The organism is Lysinibacillus fusiformis, assembly GCF_002845985.1.
In the GTDB taxonomy this organism is placed as follows: Bacteria; Bacillota; Bacilli; order Bacillales_A; family Planococcaceae; genus Lysinibacillus; species Lysinibacillus fusiformis_D.
Window position 1 is genome coordinate 125287 of the sequence record NZ_PDFK01000005.1, and the last position, 20628, is coordinate 145914.

At 37.6% G+C, this 20628-nt stretch carries 22 protein-coding genes; 17 read left to right on the top strand and 5 right to left on the bottom strand.

What is annotated here, in order from left to right:
• Window positions 1-10 precede the first annotated feature (10 nt).
• The 9 genes from CRI88_RS16615 (at window position 11) to CRI88_RS16655 (ending at window position 8922) form a co-directional block, all read left to right on the top strand.
• Window positions 11-694 carry a DUF4956 domain-containing protein gene (locus tag CRI88_RS16615; protein ID WP_036123865.1) on the top strand — a complete coding sequence of 228 codons (684 nt, stop codon included), beginning with the start codon at window positions 11-13 and terminating at the stop codon, window positions 692-694.
• Window positions 695-766: 72 nt separating this feature from the next.
• Window positions 767-2530 (top strand): CotH kinase family protein, encoded by a 1764-nt coding sequence (locus CRI88_RS16620; RefSeq protein WP_231745140.1) that lies wholly within the window; start codon window positions 767-769, stop codon window positions 2528-2530.
• 87 nt (window positions 2531-2617) lie between these two features.
• Window positions 2618-3220 (top strand): hypothetical protein, encoded by a 603-nt coding sequence (locus tag CRI88_RS16625; protein ID WP_058845134.1) that lies wholly within the window; start codon window positions 2618-2620, stop codon window positions 3218-3220.
• A gap of 378 nt (window positions 3221-3598) precedes the next feature.
• Window positions 3599-4819, top strand: coding sequence for an ABC transporter substrate-binding protein (locus CRI88_RS16630; protein WP_036123848.1), 1221 nt, complete (start codon window positions 3599-3601; stop codon window positions 4817-4819).
• Between the two features lie 146 nt (window positions 4820-4965).
• Window positions 4966-5841, top strand: a complete 876-nt coding sequence (locus tag CRI88_RS16635) for a branched-chain amino acid ABC transporter permease (RefSeq protein WP_036123845.1) — start codon at window positions 4966-4968, stop codon at window positions 5839-5841.
• Between the two features lie 12 nt (window positions 5842-5853).
• A complete protein-coding gene (locus CRI88_RS16640) occupies window positions 5854-6789 on the top strand; it encodes a branched-chain amino acid ABC transporter permease (protein ID WP_036123842.1) in 936 nt (311 codons plus the stop codon).
• A complete protein-coding gene (locus CRI88_RS16645) occupies window positions 6789-7568 on the top strand; it encodes an ABC transporter ATP-binding protein (protein ID WP_036123840.1) in 780 nt (259 codons plus the stop codon). The genes CRI88_RS16640 and CRI88_RS16645 overlap by 1 nt, the downstream gene beginning before the upstream one ends.
• Window positions 7568-8275, top strand: a complete 708-nt coding sequence (locus CRI88_RS16650) for an ABC transporter ATP-binding protein (protein WP_036123837.1) — start codon at window positions 7568-7570, stop codon at window positions 8273-8275. Before CRI88_RS16645 ends, CRI88_RS16650 begins: the two co-directional genes overlap by 1 nt.
• 146 nt (window positions 8276-8421) lie before the next feature.
• Window positions 8422-8922: a cupin domain-containing protein gene (locus CRI88_RS16655; RefSeq protein WP_036123834.1), complete on the top strand. Its 501-nt coding sequence runs from the start codon at window positions 8422-8424 to the stop codon at window positions 8920-8922.
• A 41-nt stretch (window positions 8923-8963) separates the two neighbouring features.
• Here CRI88_RS16655 and CRI88_RS16660 read toward each other — a convergent pair whose 3' ends face one another.
• Window positions 8964-9683, bottom strand: coding sequence for a DUF6904 family protein (locus tag CRI88_RS16660; protein WP_036123832.1), 720 nt, complete (start codon window positions 9681-9683; stop codon window positions 8964-8966).
• A 23-nt stretch (window positions 9684-9706) separates the two neighbouring features.
• On the bottom strand, window positions 9707-10408 hold the full coding sequence (gene rluF / locus CRI88_RS16665; protein ID WP_036123828.1) for a 23S rRNA pseudouridine(2604) synthase RluF: 702 nt from the start codon (window positions 10406-10408) through the stop codon (window positions 9707-9709).
• Between the two features lie 240 nt (window positions 10409-10648).
• Here rluF and adh point away from each other — a divergent pair, with 240 nt between their 5' ends.
• From adh to CRI88_RS16690, 5 genes are all read left to right on the top strand, one after another.
• Window positions 10649-12169: an aldehyde dehydrogenase gene (adh, locus tag CRI88_RS16670; RefSeq protein ID WP_058845133.1), complete on the top strand. Its 1521-nt coding sequence runs from the start codon at window positions 10649-10651 to the stop codon at window positions 12167-12169.
• 21 nt (window positions 12170-12190) lie between these two features.
• Window positions 12191-12550: a DUF779 domain-containing protein gene (locus CRI88_RS16675; RefSeq protein ID WP_101966871.1), complete on the top strand. Its 360-nt coding sequence runs from the start codon at window positions 12191-12193 to the stop codon at window positions 12548-12550.
• 333 nt (window positions 12551-12883) lie between these two features.
• Window positions 12884-13852: a DUF4003 family protein gene (locus CRI88_RS16680; protein ID WP_101966872.1), complete on the top strand. Its 969-nt coding sequence runs from the start codon at window positions 12884-12886 to the stop codon at window positions 13850-13852.
• Between the two features lie 43 nt (window positions 13853-13895).
• Entirely contained in the window at window positions 13896-15323 is a 1428-nt protein-coding gene (locus tag CRI88_RS16685) for an aldehyde dehydrogenase family protein (protein ID WP_101966873.1), read from the top strand.
• A gap of 69 nt (window positions 15324-15392) precedes the next feature.
• Window positions 15393-15872, top strand: a complete 480-nt coding sequence (locus tag CRI88_RS16690) for an acyl-CoA thioesterase (protein ID WP_016992152.1) — start codon at window positions 15393-15395, stop codon at window positions 15870-15872.
• Window positions 15873-15915: 43 nt separating this feature from the next.
• Here the strand turns inward: CRI88_RS16690 and CRI88_RS23140 are convergent, their stop codons facing one another.
• A complete protein-coding gene (locus CRI88_RS23140) occupies window positions 15916-17226 on the bottom strand; it encodes a globin-coupled sensor protein (RefSeq protein WP_036123811.1) in 1311 nt (436 codons plus the stop codon).
• A gap of 283 nt (window positions 17227-17509) precedes the next feature.
• On the opposite strand from CRI88_RS23140, the gene CRI88_RS16700 reads away from it, so the two are divergent.
• Window positions 17510-17719 carry a hypothetical protein gene (locus CRI88_RS16700; RefSeq protein WP_036123806.1) on the top strand — a complete coding sequence of 70 codons (210 nt, stop codon included), beginning with the start codon at window positions 17510-17512 and terminating at the stop codon, window positions 17717-17719.
• 50 nt (window positions 17720-17769) lie between these two features.
• Here CRI88_RS16700 and corA read toward each other — a convergent pair whose 3' ends face one another.
• Window positions 17770-18732, bottom strand: a complete 963-nt coding sequence (corA, locus tag CRI88_RS16705; RefSeq protein ID WP_101966874.1) for a magnesium/cobalt transporter CorA — start codon at window positions 18730-18732, stop codon at window positions 17770-17772.
• Between the two features lie 37 nt (window positions 18733-18769).
• Entirely contained in the window at window positions 18770-19453 is a 684-nt protein-coding gene (locus CRI88_RS16710; RefSeq protein ID WP_101966875.1) for a class I SAM-dependent methyltransferase, read from the bottom strand.
• A 124-nt stretch (window positions 19454-19577) separates the two neighbouring features.
• Here CRI88_RS16710 and CRI88_RS16715 point away from each other — a divergent pair, with 124 nt between their 5' ends.
• A complete protein-coding gene (locus CRI88_RS16715) occupies window positions 19578-19883 on the top strand; it encodes a DUF4870 domain-containing protein (protein ID WP_036123796.1) in 306 nt (101 codons plus the stop codon).
• A 265-nt stretch (window positions 19884-20148) separates the two neighbouring features.
• Window positions 20149-20619 carry a CtsR family transcriptional regulator gene (locus CRI88_RS16720; RefSeq protein ID WP_058845128.1) on the top strand — a complete coding sequence of 157 codons (471 nt, stop codon included), beginning with the start codon at window positions 20149-20151 and terminating at the stop codon, window positions 20617-20619.
• The last annotated feature ends 9 nt before the right edge of the window (window positions 20620-20628 follow it).

Consider the following 20628-nt stretch of genomic DNA (forward strand, 5'->3'; position numbering starts at 1 on the left):
GAATGAACAAATGGATACAATTAAATTTAGCGATATATTTAAATCCAACTTTTTAGAAAAAACAACATCATTTTCATTAATCGATTCTATTATTGGCTTAGTAGTGGCATTTTTTATAGGGCTTTTCATTTACGCCGTTTATAAGAAAACTTTTAATGGTGTCATTTACTCTCATTCATTCAATATCTCATTACTTATTATGACAATGGCAACTGCACTTGTAATTATGGGGATTAGTTCAAATGTTCTGTTATCACTTGGTATGGTTGGTGCTTTATCCATCGTACGTTTCAGAACACCTATTAAAGATCCAATGGATTTAGTCTATATTTTCTGGGCAATTGTTTCTGGTATTTTATGTGGAGCAGGGTTTATTCCATTAGTAATTATCGGTGCTGTGTTAATCGGTCTTGTACTACTAGTGTTCGTGAATAAAATTACGGTAGAGAATCCTTATTTATTGATTGTAAAGTTTGAAGAAGAGCTAGCAAATGCTGAGGTGGAGCGAATTATTGCTGCACAAACAAAAAAATTCGCACTCAAATCAAAATCCATTATGCATAATGATGAAATTGAAACAACTTACGAAATTCGTGTAAAGCAAAATGATGCGAAGCTGATGGATGAACTAACAAAAGTTGCTGGTGTTAAATCAGCCATTATGCTTAGCTACGATGGGAATTTCACAGCGTAATGACCTCATTAACAAAAAGGACTACGATGAGAGGTGATGGCTATGATTAAAACACGAATTGTCTACCTGTGCATGGCAATTTTACTCCTTCTCTTTGTCGTGATATATGCTGTACTTCCAAATGCAGGAATTGAAACGAAAAATTCCGAGTTCTCCTATGAGGATATGGTATTTAATAGCAATAAAGTAACCACTGTCGATATCGAGATTGCTGAGGAAGATTGGACTGACATGCTTGAAAATGCAGCGGACGAGGAATTAAAACAGGCGGATATTACAGTAAACGGCAAGAAAATTGAGAATGTTGCTATTCGCACAAAAGGCAATTTATCATTACGATCAGTTGTCAATAGTGACTCGGATCGTTATAGTTTAAAAATCGATTTTGATTACTATGATGATACTCAAAGCTTATATGGTTTGAAAAAATTAAATTTAAATAATAATTATAGTGATGCTACATTGATGCGGGAATATATCTCCTATGAAATGATGGAGCAAATGGGCTTACCAACACCAGCACACTCCTATATGTATGTCACAGTAAATGGTGAGGAACGGGGCTTGTTTTTAGGAGTGGAAGCAGTAGATGAGACATTCCTAGCCAATAACTATGGTTCTAATGATGGCTTTTTATTTAAGCCAGACGGAACTGGCAGTGATTTGAAATATATTAGTGATGATATTGCAGACTATACAGGCATGGGATTAAAAACAAATGAAGGTCATATGGATCAATCCAAGCTTGTGGAGATGCTAAATGCTATTAATAACGGTGGAGACATCGAAAAATACCTTGATGTCGATGAAATGTTACGTTATTTCGCTGTCAATACAGCACTTGTCAATTTAGATAGTTACCAGGGGAATATGAAACATAACTATTATTTGTATGAACAGAATGGTGTGTTTTCAATTATTCCATGGGATTACAATATGTCCTTCGGCGGCTTTGGTGTTGGCGGTGGAGGCGGTAGAATGGGTGGAGAAAACAGTCAAAATCCAGCTGATGCTCCGACAACTTTAGAAGAATCAGGAGCACAAAACAATGAACAACTTAATCAGGCAGGTGGGGGGAGGTTACAACAGCCAGATGGAGGCTTCAATAGGGGAATGGAAATGGGGATGTCAAGCAACCTGTTAGCCGAGAGTGCTATTAATTTTAGTGTGAAAACCCCTGTTTCTGGCACAACGTTAGAGGAGCGGCCACTGCTGAATGCCTTGCTTACTAATGAAGAGTACCGTGCTAAATATGAAGGTTATCTAGAAGAGCTAGCGACAACCTATTTAACAGAGGATTATGTACAAGCTATTACTAAAAACTTAGCACTATTAATAACGACCTATGTGGAGGCAGATCCCACAAAATTCTCTACTACAGAGCAATTCTTAGAGGCAGTTGAAGGTGAAAATAGCTTACCTGAATTCGCTAAACAGCGCTCCCAATCTATTTTAAAGCAGCTATCTGGAGAGCTGGTTGTAGAAGCGTCTACGACATCACAAGGAAATATGGGCGTACCAACTCCAAATGAAAATGGTGAGATGAATTCAATGCCAGAGAATTTTGACCCGAGTCAGCTACCAGAGGATTTTGATCCATCACAGAGCCCACCGTTTAATAGAGAAGGCAATGGCCCACGAGAAGGACAAAATGGCGAATCAATGCAACGTCCTGATGGAAGCGGAGGCCCAATCAGTATGCCAGGTGAAAATGATGGAGCGTCTAATCAAGCAACTGTAATTGATAAAAATACAGTGTTTACAGCCGCAGCCTGCCTTGTATTGCTTCTCTTAGCACTTCTCTTTGTTGTTAAATTTAAACGCAGAGGTCGTTGAAAAATAACCATATCCAACATGTTTGGGTATGGTTTTTGCATTTTATCGTGTTAAAATAAAGCATTCTTTTCTGAGGAGTCTTTTCATATGAATGAACAGCAGTTTGATAAATATTTGCATATTAACACAGTGGGAGAACAATACGGTTTCCCAAAACTCGCACACTATCACCGATATGAGCCAACACCATATAGGGGGTTGGAACAATTGTTTGAAGCGTACGAGATGCCGGACAATCCAGTATTCATTGATATGGGATGTGGAAAAGGAAGAGTACCCATTTATGTGCATCATAAGTTCCGTATTCCGACTATTGGGATAGAAATGGATGCAGGATTTTATGCAGAGGCTGAAGAAAATAAACGTAGTTATCTCCAAAAAATGAAAGCACATGCACCCATTTCGTTTATTCATACAATAGCTGAGGCTTATGAAATAAAGTCACGTGATAATGTGTTCTTCTTCTTCAACCCTTTTTCGATTCATATTTTTCGTACAGTCATTCATAATATTTGGAAATCCTATGAACAGCGAATGCGAGATATTCATTTAATTTTATATTATCCGCCTTATGATTATTTACAATTTTTACATCACGGAACATCATTTGAATTACTTCATGAGGTTCATTTAGAAAATGAAACCAATATTAATGAACGTCTTTGTGTGTTTGTCTTAAAAAGAGCTTAGAGCTTGGGAAACCAACTCTAAGCTTTTCTAATTTAAATAAAGTAACATCGCAGTAATTATTTTCAGGGAAATAATGATATGAGAAAATGAACGCTCTTACTTAGACTTTATTGTAAAAAAGTAATTTCATCTAATAGTTTTGTACTAGTCTTTATGTAAAATTAAAAGATAATTCACAAATAACTAATTATACTGAAAAATCACTCTAGACTAAATATAAAGAATGTTTTACAATGTAAAAGGCTTATATGAATAATATTTTTCATTCGTTTTAGGATAGTTATAAATAATTATTTTTGCTATTGAGTAAATGAATTTAATTGTTTATAATTATCAGAAATATCTAATATTTTAGAAATTTTCAGGGGGAATTTAATTATGAGAGAGAGCAAAAAGCTTAAGAAGTTCGGTTCACTTTTAGTAGCATCTTCATTACTTGCTGGTGTTCTTGCAGGTTGTGGTAACGGAGACGATTCAAGTTCTGGCGGAGGCTCATCATCAGGCGGAGGTTCATCTGATGGCGATACAATTAAAATTGGTGCCAACTTAGAGCTTTCGGGGAATGTAGCATCTTATGGTTCCTCTATTGGGCTAGGTGCAGAACTGGCTGTAAAAGAAATTAATGATGCTGGCGGTATTGACGGCAAGAAAATTGAACTGATTAAAGTAGATAATAAATCAGAGAACTCTGAGGCAACCTCAGCTGCTATTAAACTAGCAACGCAAGATAAAGTAGTAGCAATGCTAGCGCCTGCAACTTCAGGAAATACAGTAGCAACGGTTCAAATAGCCAATGATAATAAAATTCCAATTGTAACTGGTTCTGGTACAGCGCCAAATATTACAGTAAACGAAGATGGCAGTGTGAATGAATATGCATTCCGTACATGCTTTATCGATCCATTCCAAGGAATTGTAGCGGCTAACTTTGCCTCAGGCGAGCTAGATGCGAAAAATGTAGCTATTTTCGCAGATAATGCATCAGACTATGCAAAAGGTTTGGCAAAATCCTTTAAAGAAACAATTACTAAGAGTGGCGGAAAAGTTGTGAAAGAAGAAGCTTATGTAGCGAAGGATACAGACTTCCGTACACAGTTAACAAATATTAAAGCATCAAATCCAGATTTCATCTTTATCCCAGGATACTATGAAGAAGTTGGTTTAATCGTTAAACAAGCACGTGAAATGGGTATTGATGTACCTTTAATGGGTGCTGATGGTTGGGATTCTCCAACTTTAATAGATTTAGCTGGTGCGGATGCATTGAATAACACATACATCACAAACCACTATTCTGCTGAAGACCCAGACCAAAAAATTCAAGATTTCGTAAAGGCATTTAAAGCGGCAAATGGTGACAAAGCACCTGACGCATTTAATGCACTTGGTTATGACTCAATTTACTACATTGCAGATGCGATTAAACGTGCAGGCTCTACGGATGGTGAAGCAATTAAAAATGAATTAGCTGCAACAAAAGATCTTTCTTTAGTAACAGGTACTTTCTCAGTTGACGAAAACCATAACCCAATTAAAACAGCAACAGTTCTTGAATTCAAAGACGGTAAACAAGTGTTCAACTCTAAAGTTAATCCTTAATGTTTTGTAAGCAAGGGGGAGGCGGGTAAACACGCCTTCCTTTTTATGTTTTAGATAACTAGAATGCTAACGTAATTCATAACTTTCTAGTATAGATGCATGTACAGATTTCTCATTTTTCAGAAAATTCAAAGGAGTGAATGCGCATGGAATGGATACAGCAACTTGTGAACGGTATTTCACTTGGAAGTATCTACGCGTTAATAGCGTTAGGGTATACGATGGTATACGGTATTATCAAGCTGATTAACTTTGCTCATGGTGATGTTTTCATGATCGGGTCATTTATTGGCTTTTACGCAATTGCTAAATGGGAGCTTGGTTTCTTCCCGGCTCTATTATTGGCAATGACCGTTTGTGCGATCTTTGGTGTTTTAATTGAACGTATTGCCTATAAACGTTTACGAAATGCAACACGTATCGCAGCATTAATTACAGCGATTGGTGTGTCATTGTTAATTGAATACACTACTATTTTCTTCAGAGGTGCTCAACCAGCAGCTTATCCTGAAGTTTTCAAAAATAAATCATTTGATATTTTTGGTGTACAAATTAGCAGTACATCCATTTTAATTTTATCAGTCGCAGTTGTACTGATGATTCTTTTACAATTCATCGTACATAAAACAAAAATCGGTAAAGCGATGCGTGCCGTTTCTCACGATGCAGATGCAGCTCGCTTAATGGGTATAAACGTTGATAATACAATCTCTGCAACATTTGCTATTGGTTCAGCTTTAGCTGGTGCAGCGGGTGTTATCTTCGGTGTTTATTATACAAAGATTGATCCTTTAATGGGTGTTATTCCTGGCGTTAAAGCATTTATCGCAGCTGTTCTTGGTGGTATTGGTATCATTCCGGGCGCTATGGTTGGTGGTATGTTACTAGGCGTTGTAGAGTCCTTAGTAAGTGCGCTTGGCTTCTCATTATGGCGTGATGCAGCGGCATTCGTAATTTTAATTTTAATTTTAATCTTCAGACCATCGGGTATCTTTGGTAAAAATGCCCGTGAGAAAGTGTAGGTGAGCGGTTTTATGAAAAAGTCTAAAATTTTTTGGGGCTATGCCGTAATAGCGCTAGTCATCTATGCAGTTGTGCAATTATTGATTACAACAGAAGTAATTGATTTGTACTACAAAAATATGTTAATCACAATGTGTATTAACATCATGCTGGCTGTCAGCTTGCATATTGTTATTGGGGTTACTGGACAATTCTCAATTGGGCATGCTGGGTTCCTAGCAGTTGGTGCATATGTGTCCGCTATCATTACCACAAAATTAATGCTGCCATTCCCATTGGCTATCCTTTTAGGGGCAGTCGCAGCAGCGGTTGCTGGTCTAATAGTAGGGATTCCCACTCTGCGTTTAAAAGGAGATTATTTAGCAATTGCGACACTAGGCTTTGCTGAAATTATTCGTATTATCTTTTTAAATACGGATTATGTTGGTGGCGCAGCGGGGATGCAGGTTAAATATTTATCTAACTGGACATATGCATTTTTTGGTGTTGTGTTAACGATTCTCGTTATCTCGAACTTTACAAATTCTCGTCATGGTCGTGCGTGTATTTCCATTCGTGAGGATGAAATTGCAGCGGATGCTATGGGTATTAATACGACCTATTATAAAGTTGTTGCATTCGCGATTGGGTCTTTCTTTGCAGGTCTAGCTGGAGCTATTTTCGCACATAACTTTTATATTATCCAACCGACAACATTTGGTTTCTTAAAATCATTTGATATTTTAATTTATGTTGTACTCGGTGGCTTAGGGAGTCTTTCTGGTTCAGTGATTGCAGCGATTTTCTTAACTTTTGTATCAACTTATCTAGCAAACTTCCCTGAAACTCGTATGATTATTTATAGTTTAGTATTAATTATTGTCATGCTTTATCGTCCAACCGGCTTAATGGGAACAAAGGAAATTACGCAGTTATTTAAGTTTGGTAAAAAAGGAGGTACAAAATAATGACTGGAAACCTTCTTATAAAAGTTGAAAACATGGGGATTCAATTCGGTGGTTTAAAGGCGGTACAGGGTGTGAATATGTACCTTAATCAAGGTGAATTAGTAGGGCTAATTGGACCTAATGGTGCTGGGAAAACAACCAGCTTTAATATGCTGACAGGGGTTTATACCCCAACGGAAGGTATAATTACTTTTGATGGTATGAGATTAAATGGACTTGCACCATATCAGGTGACGCAAAAGGGTATTAGCCGTACGTTCCAAAATATTCGCTTATTTAAAGAGCTATCTGTTCTAGACAATGTTAAGGTAGCCAATCATTCTCTTGCTAAGCATTCCATGTGGTCTTCTATTTTCCGTTTGCCAACTCATTTCAAGGGTGAGGCAGCAATGGAGCATCAATCAATTGAATTCTTAAAAATCTTTGGCTTAGATGTCTATAAGGATGAACTAGCGAAAAATTTACCATATGGAATGCAGCGTCGTTTAGAAATTGCTCGTGCTTTAGCAGCGAATCCCAAGCTACTATTATTGGATGAGCCAGCAGCAGGGATGAACCCACAGGAAACACATGATTTAATGGAGTTAATTGCATTTATTCGTAAAGAATTTGGCTTAACCATTTTGTTAATTGAGCATGATATGAGCTTAGTTATGGGTATTTGTGAACGCATTTATGTACTCGATCATGGACAATTAATCGCTGACGGGACACCAGAAGAAATTCGCAACAATCCTAAGGTAATTGAAGCGTACCTTGGTGAGGAGGTTATCGGCTAATGCTAAAAGTACAAAATATCGATGTTTATTATGGCAACATCCAAGCATTAAAGGGCCTCTCTTTAGAAGTAAACGAGGGTGAAATTGTAACGTTAATCGGTGCAAATGGTGCTGGAAAAAGTACATTGTTAAAGACATTATCAGGTTTACTGAAGCCAAAAGGTGGCATTATTGAATACGAGGGCTTCTCTATTGCTGGGAAGGCAGCACAAACTATTGTTAAATCGGGGATCTCCCACGTTCCCGAGGGTCGTCGTGTTTTTGCCAATATGTCAGTAGAAGAAAACTTAGAGCTTGGTGCCTACCTACGTAATGATAAAGCTGGTATTAAAAAAGATATGGATCATGTTTTCGAGTTATTTCCGCGCTTATTAGAGCGTCGCAAGCAGCAGTCAGGCACATTATCTGGTGGGGAACAGCAGATGCTTGCGATGGGCCGTGCCTTAATGGCAAAACCAAAACTGTTATTAATGGATGAACCTTCGATGGGTCTTGCACCGCTAATGGTTAAAAACATCTTTAATATTATTGAACAGGTCAATAAAGAAGGTACAACTGTATTGCTTGTTGAGCAAAATGCTAATATGGCTTTATCTGTTGCTAATCGTGCGTATGTACTTGAAACAGGACGTATTGTTTTAGCTGGTTCAGCAAAAGAGCTTCAAGAGAGCGAGCAAGTAAAAGCAGCTTATTTAGGCGGATTATAGAATTTGAAGGGCATCTCAACAAAGAGATGCCCTTTCAGTTGATCTTCGATATATCAAGATTACCTCTTGATAAAGCTGATCCCTTGAAAAATCAAAGGTAGCCTTTTTACTTTATTTTTTGGTAAGGTGGAAAAAAGGAGTGATACATGTTGAAGTTTTCAGCACAATATTTTATTAAACAATTAAATTTAGCCGAACATCCAGAAGGAGGCTATTACATTTCATCATTTCGTGCCACAGACGAGCTAGCAGTGAGAGATGTTCAGAGACCTATTTATACGAGTATTTATTTCTTATTACGCTCACAAGATATCTCACATTTACATCGATTGCAATCAGATGAGCTATGGTATTACCATGCGGGAAGTCCACTAACAGTTCATATGATTTTCCCCGATGGTACTTATGAGGCGAAAAAGCTTGGTTTGAATGTAGAAGCTGGTGAGGTACCACAAATTGCAGTTCCGAAAAATACCATTTTCGGCTCATCGGTGGAGGATTCCGAGTCGTTTAGTCTAGTCGGGTGTATGGTTGCACCAGGATTTGACTTTGCAGATTTTGAATTGTTTACACAGGAAGAGCTTTTAGCAGACTATCCTCAGCACGAGGGAGTTATTCGTAAAATGACTTACAAAACCATTAAATAGAAAAGTAGCCGTCTCAAAGTTTTTGAGACGGCATGATTTGTTCACCATAGTATTTCTTCAGGATAATTCAGTTGTATTTGGATATCATGTAATGCTTGCTTAGTCGTAATGGCTGCTTCCATTAGAGTTGATTTTAATGCCAAATATTCATGATCCTCTACCATTAATCGCACCGCAAATGCCGCTAAATGTGCTTTTCGCTCCTCTTTACTTAATTGAATATATTCTAGATTCAGAACATCAACATATTGCGTAGCAAAACGGAAAGTGAATGGATTTTTAGCATGTAGCATTCGGACAAACATAACATAATCCTCCTCATCAATCTCCTGTTCCAAACAATCGGCAATAGCCGCTTGAAACTTGCGTAAAATGGCAATTTCATAATTCCACATGGACGCATTGTTTAACTGCTGATGCAAATCAATAAAATCATTTAAAGCAATCGCACTAAATATTATTTCTGGCCAAAGAATTTCTGTGGCAAAATAAACATTTTTATTAGGAAAGATCAGTTCATGTTGTGTCAGGACATTTTTATTAAGTCCGTTACTCACAAAATCAAGGTGATGTTCCCCGAGCATAGCATGTCTTAGTTTATAGCATACGCTTAAAATACGTAGTCGAGGACCTTGATAATCATAGTATTTATTTTCATCACCAGTTACTTTATAGATCGCATTGATTAGTTCATCTAAATCCCAATAATCCCCGCTAACCCGTACCCCTGTTAGTTGCTCTGTGCTTTGAATAGATATCATAGTCCTCGCCCTCCTTTAAGTGCTTATTTAGGTGTATAGTTGAGTAGTTTGAATAGTTCTGTTCGTTCCTTATCTGTTAAATCACGCCATTGGCCCACTTTTAAATTACCAAGCTTAATATTCATAATACGAATACGCTGTAGGCGCTTAACGGAATAACCTAGCGCTGAGCACATTCGGCGGATTTGACGATTTAAGCCTTGCTCTAAAATGATTTTAAAAACTTTGTCCGAAATCTTTTCTACACGACAAGGTAAGGTTGTTGTATCTAGAATATCAACACCGGCTCCCATTTTTTTAATAAATTGCGCTGTTATAGGCTGATCAACTTGAACGATGTATTCTTTTTCATGATGGTTTTCTGCACGCAGAATTTTATTGACGATATCGCCATCATTAGTTAATAACAATAATCCCTCTGATTCCTTATCGAGACGTCCGATATGAAAAATACGTAAGGGATGATTGACGAAATCAACGACATTGCCTTTTATATGACGCTCTGTTGTACTTGTAATGCCGACAGGTTTATTCAGAGCAATATAGACAAGCTGTTGTTCTTTCTTTACCTCTTTTCCATCAACGCAAACTATATCACCTGTTTCAACCTGACTACCGACAGTCGCCAACTGACCATTAATGGTTACTTTTCCTTCAGCAACCCATTTATCAGCACCACGACGGGATATGATGCCTGTTTCACTTAAATATTTATTAATACGCATATTGTTCTCCTATATTTTATATTATTTTTAAGTATACCTTAACGTGTACATGCCGTGAATTCTAGAAGCTTTTCTAGCAAAAATAAATTAAATGGAAAAGTTTTTTAAAAAGTTGAAATTATTTTATGTTTCTGACAATATAGTAGTTGAGAGGGTTTCTATGAAAATAGTGTTATTCCGATATAAAATAACGTTTTTTCTAGATAGTTCTCATTAAATTGTGTAAAGGGGAGAAGTAAAATGGTTTATGCATTTCCAAACACTGAAGGATCGGTAGTTCAATTCAAACAGAAATATGATAATTATATTGGTGGCGAATGGACACCCCCAGTGAAAGGTCAATACTTTGATAACGTCACTCCTGTTACTGGACAAGTTTTTACACAAGTAGCACGTTCCACAGCTGAGGATATTGAACATGCACTCGATGCAGCACATGCTGCTAAAGATGCATGGGGCAAAACATCACCAACAGAACGTGCAAACATTTTACTTAAAATTGCGGACCGTATTGAGGAAAATCTAGAAAAGCTAGCCGTTGCTGAAACATGGGATAACGGTAAAGCGGTGCGCGAAACATTAAATGCAGATATCCCTCTTGCAATTGATCATTTCCGTTATTTTGCTGGAGTCTTACGTGCTCAAGAAGGTTCCGTTAGCCAAATTGATAACGATACAGTTGCTTATCACTTCCATGAGCCGATTGGTGTAGTGGGTCAAATCATCCCTTGGAACTTCCCACTATTAATGGCAGTATGGAAGCTCGCACCAGCACTTGCAGCTGGGAACTGTGTCGTATTAAAACCTGCAGAGCAAACACCAGCATCTATTATGGTGCTTGTGGAATTAATAGAAGATTTATTACCACCAGGAGTCATTAATATTGTGAATGGATTTGGCTTAGAAGCAGGGAAACCGCTTGCATCCAATCCTCGCATTGGTAAAATTGCCTTCACAGGTGAGACGACGACAGGTCGTTTAATTATGCAATATGCTTCTCAAAATCTTATTCCCGTTACATTAGAATTGGGCGGTAAATCACCAAATATCTTCTTTGAAGATATTATGGATAAAGATGATGCCTTTTTAGATAAAGCAGTAGAGGGCTTCGTACTATTTGCTCTCAATCAAGGAGAAGTATGTACATGTCCTTCACGTGCACTGATCCAGGAATCTATATACGATAAATTTATGGAGCGTGTACTACAGCGTGTAGAAGCCATTAAAGTGGGCAATCCGCTTGATCCAAACACAATGATGGGTGCGCAGGCTTCAAGTGAGCAAATGGAAAAAATTCTTTCTTATTTAGATATTGGTAAGCAAGAGGGTGCACAATGCCTAATTGGTGGCGAGAAAAATAATGTAGGCGAGGGCTTCGAAAATGGCTACTACATTAAACCGACAGTCTTCAAGGGAAATAATAAAATGCGTATTTTCCAAGAGGAAATTTTCGGACCAATTGTTGCTGTAACAACGTTTAAAACAAAAGAGGAAGCACTAGAAATTGCTAATGATACATTATATGGCTTAGGTTCTGGCGTTTGGACGAGAGATATTAATACAGCTTATCGCTTCGGTCGTGAAATTCAAGCAGGTCGTGTTTGGACAAACTGTTACCATGCTTATCCGGCACATGCTGCATTTGGCGGCTATAAAATGTCAGGTGTTGGTCGTGAAAATCACAAAATGATGTTAGCGCATTACCAACAAACGAAAAACCTATTAGTTAGCTACAGCGAAAACAAACTTGGTTTCTTCTAATTTGTAGGGAGGTGCATGAGCGTGGTTGAACGTGTACTAGCTACAGAAGAAGCGCTGGCACTAATCAATCTATTAAAAGATAAACATGGACCTGTGATGTTTCATCAGTCCGGCGGATGCTGTGATGGCTCCTCGCCAATGTGCTATCCAGAAGGTGATTTGTTATTAGGAGATCAGGATGTGTGCCTTGGAGAGATTGGTGGTGCGCTTTTCTACATGCACAAAAATCAATATGATTACTGGAAGCATACACAAATCATATTGGATGTTGTTGCGGGCAGAGGAGGCATGTTCTCATTAGAGGGCGTAGAGGGAAAACGTTTCCTAACAAGGTCAAGAGCCTTCACATCTGAGGAGTTACGAGAACTAGGGTTAATTTAAATGAAGGATAGTACAGCGGCAGAAAAATTTGCCGCTGTTTTTTATATTAATTTTTGTGGAATAGAGTATGTAAAGCGATATTGGTTGATGAATTTCTTAAAAATAGGAATAAATGTAATCGATCCTTTAAGGTGACGGTAAATAATAGTTTTCTTGTGGTTTTTGCTATCATCCTCAAGACCTCCTTTTGATAGTTGTTAATATTTCCTATTAAATCAGATAAATGAAGTAACATACATTAAATTAAGTTTACTTTTTATGTTAATTGTTACAAAGAGGATTGAATCTTTCGCACAGATTGTCACGTAAAATGGGTAAAGGAGTGTGCTAAATATGGATTACGCGCTGATTGAAAATGAACTTATAAATACAGTTGAGGATGTATCAAAGGCTGCCGGTTGGACAGTCGATCGTAAAATTGTTTTAGCAATTGCTAGTAAATTTGTAGCGTCAGGAAAAACTTTTGATGCAATAAGATATAAAAATGTTTTGCAAGAGATGAAGAAGCAATCCTCGTGGATGTCCCCTTTACGAACAACAGTTGGATATAGTATTGCCGCCAATTTATTGGAGCAAGAAGATACTGAAAAGGCAGTCAAGGATTTACTTACAAATGTGAGTATCTTGAAGGAAGCAAAATTTAGAAGCGGCAATTTCAGCTATATCGGAGCACAGTTTTTGACTGAGGATGAACAAAATAAAAAAGCACATGCACAGGCAGCTAGAGCTTTATTCGATGCTATTCGTAAACATCATCCATTTTTAACATCTTATGAGGACATTCCTTATGCAGTGTTATTGAGTAGTCCATCTGATGATGTTGAGCTACGGGCAGAAACAATGAATCGATATTATAAAGAACTACGAACATATAATTTTAATGCTGGTAATGAACTACAGTGGCTATCACAGGTATTAACATTTTTATCCCCACAATTTGATGTTAACCTAGTACCAAATATTGTGGCACTCCGTGATACACTCAAAAACCAAAATGTAAAGGTCAAGGCTATGCATTATCCTTTACTCGGCTTTTTAGCCATACTAAGTCTTACTAAAGCACAGCTTCAAGATATTATTGATTTATATCAAGAATTAAAGGACTTGAAATTATTAAAATGGCACCGTGAATTTGTTCTTTTTATGGCTGTACAAATCGCTATTTATGATATGGCGAAGGTGCAAAAATCTTTGTCCATGACCATTATGTCTTCCATTGAATTATTAATCCAAGCACAGCAAGCAGCGATGATAGCTGCGGTTAGTGCAGCTGCTATTGCATCAAGTTCAAGTTCTTCATGATAGAATAAAGGAGAACTTGATTATTTGGAGGTGCATTTGAAGGATGAAGGAAACAAAACTATGGATGAATGGTCAGTGGCAAGATGCCAAGGAAAGCTATGAGCTAACATCTCCGTATAGTGGTGAGGTTATTGCTCAGGTAGCAAAAGCATCGATACAAGATGTAGAGAGAGCAATCGAAGGTGCACAGCAGGCATTCCAATCGTTTAAAAAGACTACAGCCTACGAACGTGCCGAAATATTATATAAAGTTGTTGAGATTATGCGACAACGTAAAGAAGAATTTGCCGAAATTTTAGCATTAGAGGCAGGGAAGCCTATAGTGGCAGGATTAGCCGAAATTGACCGTACAATCGCAACCTATCAATTTGCGGCAGAGGGAGCTAAACAGTCTAAAGGTGAGACTGTTCCGATGGATGCAGCACCTGGAGCTGGAGATCGTATAGGCTGGACAAAACGAGAACCATTGGGTGTAATCTCAGCCATTACGCCGTTTAATTTTCCGTTCAATTTAGTGGCACATAAATTAGGCCCAGCATTTGCAGTAGGTAATACGGTTGTATTAAAGCCAGCAACACAAACGCCGTTAAGTGCTATTGTGATGGCTGAAATTTTCCGTGAAGCAGGATTACCTGATGGCGCGTTACAGATCGTAACAGGAAGTGGTGGCGAGCTTAGTGATACACTTGTTACGCATCCATACGTCAAAAAAGTAACCTTTACAGGCAGTAGTAAAGTTGGTTTGAGCATTAAAGAAAAGGTCGGTTTGCGTAAAGTAACGTTAGAGCTAGGTTCTAATGCAGCCGTGATTGTCGAACCATCGACGCCAATTCATGAAATTGTCAGTCGTTGCGTAAGCGGTGCTTTCAACTTTGCTGGACAAGTATGTATTTCGTTACAGCGTGTTTATGTGCATTCGTCCATCATTGATGAATTTACTGAAGCATTCGTTGAAGAAACGAAAAAACTTATAGTAGGAGATCCGTTAGATACAAAGACAGATGTCAGTGCCATGATTAATCCAAATGAGGTAGAACGTATCCGAGCGTGGGTTGAGGAAGCACGGGAACAAGGGGCTGTTATTGCAACAGGTGGCGAATTTACAGAACGTACTCTAACACCAACAGTTATGACGAATGTAACAGCTGACATGAAAATTGTTTGTCAGGAAACATTCGCACCAATCGTCTCAATTGTTTCATATGAAACATTAGACGACGCGATTCGACTTGTGAACGAGTCGGACCTTGGTCTAAATGCGGGTATTTACACGAATATATTGTCAGATGCCTTATATGCTGCAGACGAATTACAGGCTGGTGCTGTCATTATTAATGATATTCCGACATTCAGGGTAGATAACATGCCATATGGTGGTGTGAAGATGAGTGGTTATGGACGAGAAGGAATTAAGTGGGCCATTGAGGAAATGAGCGATATGAAATTTATTTCGATGAAAAAATCGTTCTAAATTTGCATCAGCTCTTTTTCTGCGATACGATGACGAAAGAACATTACATGAAGGGAAGTTGCAAGTATTATGCCAAACAACGCTGTACCAATGAGCCAATCACGTACGGTTCAATCGCGTCTCGTATTACCCCCAGACACAAATAATCACAATTCTATTTTTGGTGGAAGAGTGTTAGCTTATATTGATGAAATCGCTGCTATTACAGCAATGAAACATGCGAAGGGACTCGTAGTTACAGCCTCTATCGATTCAGTTGATTTTTTATCGGCTGCACATGTAGGGGATATTCTTGAAATCGAGAGTATTGTTTCGTCTACAGGACGTTCTTCTATGGAAGTTTACGTTCGTGTTGTTTCTCGTAATATTGAGACTGGCGAGGAAAAATTAACGACAGAATCCTTTGTTACGATGGTTGCAGTAAATGAGGAAGGGAAACCAGTACCAGTTCCTGCGATTTATCCTGAAACAGATGAAGAAAAACGTTTGTTTGAAACAGGGCCAGCAAGACGAGAGCACCGTAAGCAAAAACGTGCATTACCACATTAAGGAAAAGGGGAATTCGCTTTTAAAAGTGAATTTCCCTTTCATTTTACATATTTAGTTCATTAACTACATTAATAAGAGAGTCAGAAGAAGAAGAAACGAGCGTAGCTCCCTGTGATAATTCAGTAATTAGATTAGAGATGGCTGAAATATCTCTTGATGTGTTGACATATTGCTGTTGAATGCCAGAAACAGCATCGGCAATATCATTAAATGACTTGGATAAATTCTCTTGTGTATTGACACTGTGCTGAATTTTTTGATCCACATTAAGAACGGAATTGGCCATCGTTGTAATATTGCTTTCTGTTTCTTTAATGAGGTGTGAAACATTTTGTACGGCATTTTTTGTTTCCTCAGCAAGCTTGCGTACTTCCTCAGCCACCACCGCGAAACCTTTCCCATGTTCTCCAGCTCGAGCAGCCTCGATGGAAGCATTTAAGGCTAATAAATTGGTTTGATCAGCAATACCTGTAACAAGTCCAACAATCTCAGAAATTTTCTGAGAAGAGGTACGTAGCTGATTCATCGTTACCTCCAGACTGTTGACACTTTGTAAAATGACTTGGATTAAATCATTTTGTTCTTTAAGCTGCAGTTGACCACGTCTTGATTTTTCTTGGGTATCTGCTACGAAGCTTAATCCTTGCTTTGTCGCCACAGCAATATCATCTGTCTGCGAGGAAATAACCAATAGTGATGCTGCTGTTTCTTCACTAATAGAGTTGAGCTCCTCTGCTGTACTCTGAATGGTTGTAACAAGAGAGTTTTTTGTTGCATCAGCCACTGAGCGAATACGTTCTTCTTCATTTTCATAGGCCTCAATCACAAGCTGTTGCTCGAAATTAATGATTTTACAAAAAGCATTTATGGCACGAATGGCATCTTGTTTTGAGATGTCCACCTCGCTCACAAAATTTGTAAATGTAGAAGTGAGTGATTGGAATGAGGCAATATACCATTTGGATTGTAAACCAATTCGCACGTGAGTCTCAGCAATTGCCTTTCTTTCGGCAATGTAGGCATCATTTATATGACTCTCAAAAATATCACTTAAATGTTTATGTAATGTAATTTTCAAACGGTCAATATGTGATGTTCTATTAATAATATCGATTAGATCTTGGCTCAAACTAATGGCAGCATAAAATTGCTCCACCATTGCAGGGATGAGATCCTTTGCAAGCGGTTGTAGTTGTTTAATGATTGCTAAATCGTCTACTGTTAAATTTAAAAGTTGCAATTGTTTTTGAAGATTTGGGTAGTTCGATACATCTAGTCGTACATCATTCTTAAAATTTTCAGGTGTTAATGTAATTGAATAGTTAGCACTACTGTTTTTGGAAAACCAACTCATTATTATTTGCTCCATTCCTAATATCTATAATAAATTGTAAGTAAAAAAGCCTTTTGAAATTTGTTAGGTTTGTAAATTTGATAAATAATTGGTATTAAATCTATTTTACTATTATTTGCTGAATATTTGGTTGAAAATTTGGCTATTTCTTTATTTTTTTACTTTATTGTCAGTTCAATTAGTGAAGCGAAGTAAATTTGTATTTAAAATAGGAAACCTGTAAAATACGAACTGTTTAGCAAGATAGAGATTGTACGTAAAAAAGGATTAGAGGAGGTATTATATGGAGAAAAAGCGTTTTAAATTTGTCATCCCAGTCATGGTTATTGTCGCAATTGGCTCTGTTTATATGTTACGAAACTATTATGCTGAGGTACCCTCTGTTGAGCGATTATTAATTACAATCTGTGCAACTTTGGGATCAGGCGTATTAGCATACTTTTTATTTCCGCAGCAAGGTGATAATAAAATTGATGATAGGGGACCCTATTAACTTCTTGAAAAAGGAGACTGCTCGTTTCATGACAAAACGAGCAGCTTTTTTTATGGTTTAAATAATTTAAACCAGCCTTTATGTTTAAAGATGGCTAGCATAAAGATCGCAATAATAATCATGGAGCCTAGTACAATAAAATAGCTGTAATGGCCATGAAGCTCAGGCATGTTATCAAAGTTCATGCCATATACACCAGCAATAAAAGTAAGGGGAATAAAGATAGTTGATACAATGGTTAAAGTCATCATAATGCCGTTCATGCGACTTGAGCTCATAGCCATATAGCTATCGCGCATATCCGCTGTCAATTCTCGATTGGATTCAACCATTTCAGTTAGTTTAATGAGATGGTCGTATATATCCCCGAAATAAGCTCTTTCTGATTTGTTTAAAGAAAAACGGTAAGAATTAAGAATTCGATATAAAAGATCTCGCATCGGTAAAATAGTGCGTCTAAGGTCAAGCAAATCGCTACGGAATTCGAAGACAATCTTCATGGCATTTACGTTGCTTTGGTATGTAAGTTCGCCTTCAAGTGCATTAAGATGATCTTCAATTTTATAAACAAGAGGGAAATAGCTATCCACGATTTTATCAATTGTTTGATATGTTAAATAAACCGTCCCCCGTTCCCAATTCTTTGGTTGGCTTGCTAGTATCTTTTGTACCTTATCTATTTCAGGAACAGGGTTTTTATGGAACGTCACAATAAATTTATTGGAGGCAAAAATATTAACCTCTTCTGCAGCAAGGTTCTCTTCGTTTACTCGATGAATAACAAAGAAATGAAAATCATCATAGAAATCGAGCTTTGGGCGCTGTAATCGCATTAAGCAATCTTCAATAGCAAGCGGATGGAAATGGAAAAATGTATCTAATAATGATTCTTCTTCGGCTGTAGGGCAATTAAAATCAACCCAATACCATTCAAATTCTTGCTGATGTATAACTTCCAATGGAAAATCTCTTAGTAATTGTTGTTGTTTTGTAATACCAATGGTGCTTATCACGGTTTTCACCTCAAATTATTTACTACAAAATATTTATTTAGTGCCCCTCTTTAAAGCATACCCAACCAGCAAATAAAGTAGTGGCAAAAAATCTAGAAGGTTTTGTAAAGCCCGCCTTTTGTAGCAGTGTTAAAATATCCTCTTCACGCATAAACGAAAGGGAGCGAATGGATTTTTCCATCTCTGCTACATCAGATGCAGAAAGCTTTGTATGTTGTAGCCAATAGGAACGCCATAAATCAAATTGTAGTTCAGTTTCTAAAGAGCCGGGCTGACCATATTTTGAGACAAGGACAAACGGTGCTCCAGGCTTTAAATGTCTTGCGATTTCTTCTAATGTAGATAGCTTTTCTTCATAACCCAGAATAAAATGCAGAACGAGAACACAACTTGCTGCATCGTATTTTATGGAGGGTAATTGAGTATCTAGTATTGTTCCTTGGTGGAAAGACAGCGTATTGGGTAGAGTGTGTAGACGTTCCTTTGCTATGCTGAGCATGGACTCTGATGGATCAATACCTGTGAATGACCAGTCGGGCCTTCCATCTGCAAGCTGTAAAATTTCATTGCCGCTTCCTGCACCCACAATTAACATATCAGCTTTATCTGGGAGTGTGGAATGATAAAAGGTTTGTATTAAACGTAGCATGGGATCATAGCTTGGCAATGTACGACGAATACCCTTTTCATATTCGTTTGCTAATGTGTTGTTAAATTCCATCTCTCATCACAGCCTTCCAAAAAAATTTTAATAAATCTTATTTAATGTGAAACTATTACGGGTATAGTTCCGTAAATAGTAGTACATAAAACATAGACAAAGTACAAAGAAAGGGTTGATATATATGGAGACTAAATGGTCTAAAGTAATCATACACGCAAGTGCATTTTTTGCGCCATGGTTAGTACCTATTATTTTCTTCTTAATTAGTTCGGATGAGGAAGTGAAGGCGATTTCTATTCAAGCATTGCTCTTCCAAATTGTTATGGGTATTTTAATCGCTATCTCAGTTGTTTTAAGTTTTGTGCTTATTGGGTTACCGTTTTTAATCATTTTCGGCATCATGTTATTTGTTGTACCAATTATCGGTATCGTAAAAGCATTGTCTGATGAGCCTTGGCGTTATCCAATTGTTGGTCGTTGGGTATAATTTTCATAGACGCAAGTATATGCTAGTTGCATATGCTTGCGTTTTTTCTATGACTAATAAGGGTACATTAGGTATATGAGCAAATTATAACCCGCGCAGATTTGACTGAAAAAGTACTGTTTTTTGTACTAAAATAGGCACTTTAAGACTTTTCACTTTTCTATGGGCGAAATCATTGCAATTTTTTTGAAGCGTTTTGTATAATATACTAAAAGAAAGTCAAAGATAGTCAAAGTCAGTGAAGCAAGCGAGGTGTATTCCTAAAATGCGTAATATATCAGACATCATAGAAGGTTACTTAAAGCAAGTACTTGAATTAGGTGGAGAAGGGCATATTGAAATTAAACGGAGTGAGATTGCTGATAAATTTCAATGTGTGCCATCACAAATAAATTATGTAATTAATACAAGATTTACTGCCGAGCGAGGTTACCTTGTTGAGAGCAAACGTGGTGGTGGTGGGTACATACGAATTTTACGTGTCCGCGCGCATTCACAGATTGATTTAATCGACGATGTTCTCAGACAAATAGAAGGTGGAGCATCTCAAACGATGGCAGAAGATTTAGTATATCGGCTCATCGATGAGCAGGTAATTTCAAAACGAGAAGCGAAATTAATGTTAGCAGCAATTGATCGCTCCACAATCGATTTACATCTCCCTTTAAGAGATACTATTCGAGCAAAGATCTTGCGAGCAATGCTGACAACAATCAAATATGAACAGCAAAAATAGTGAGGTGAT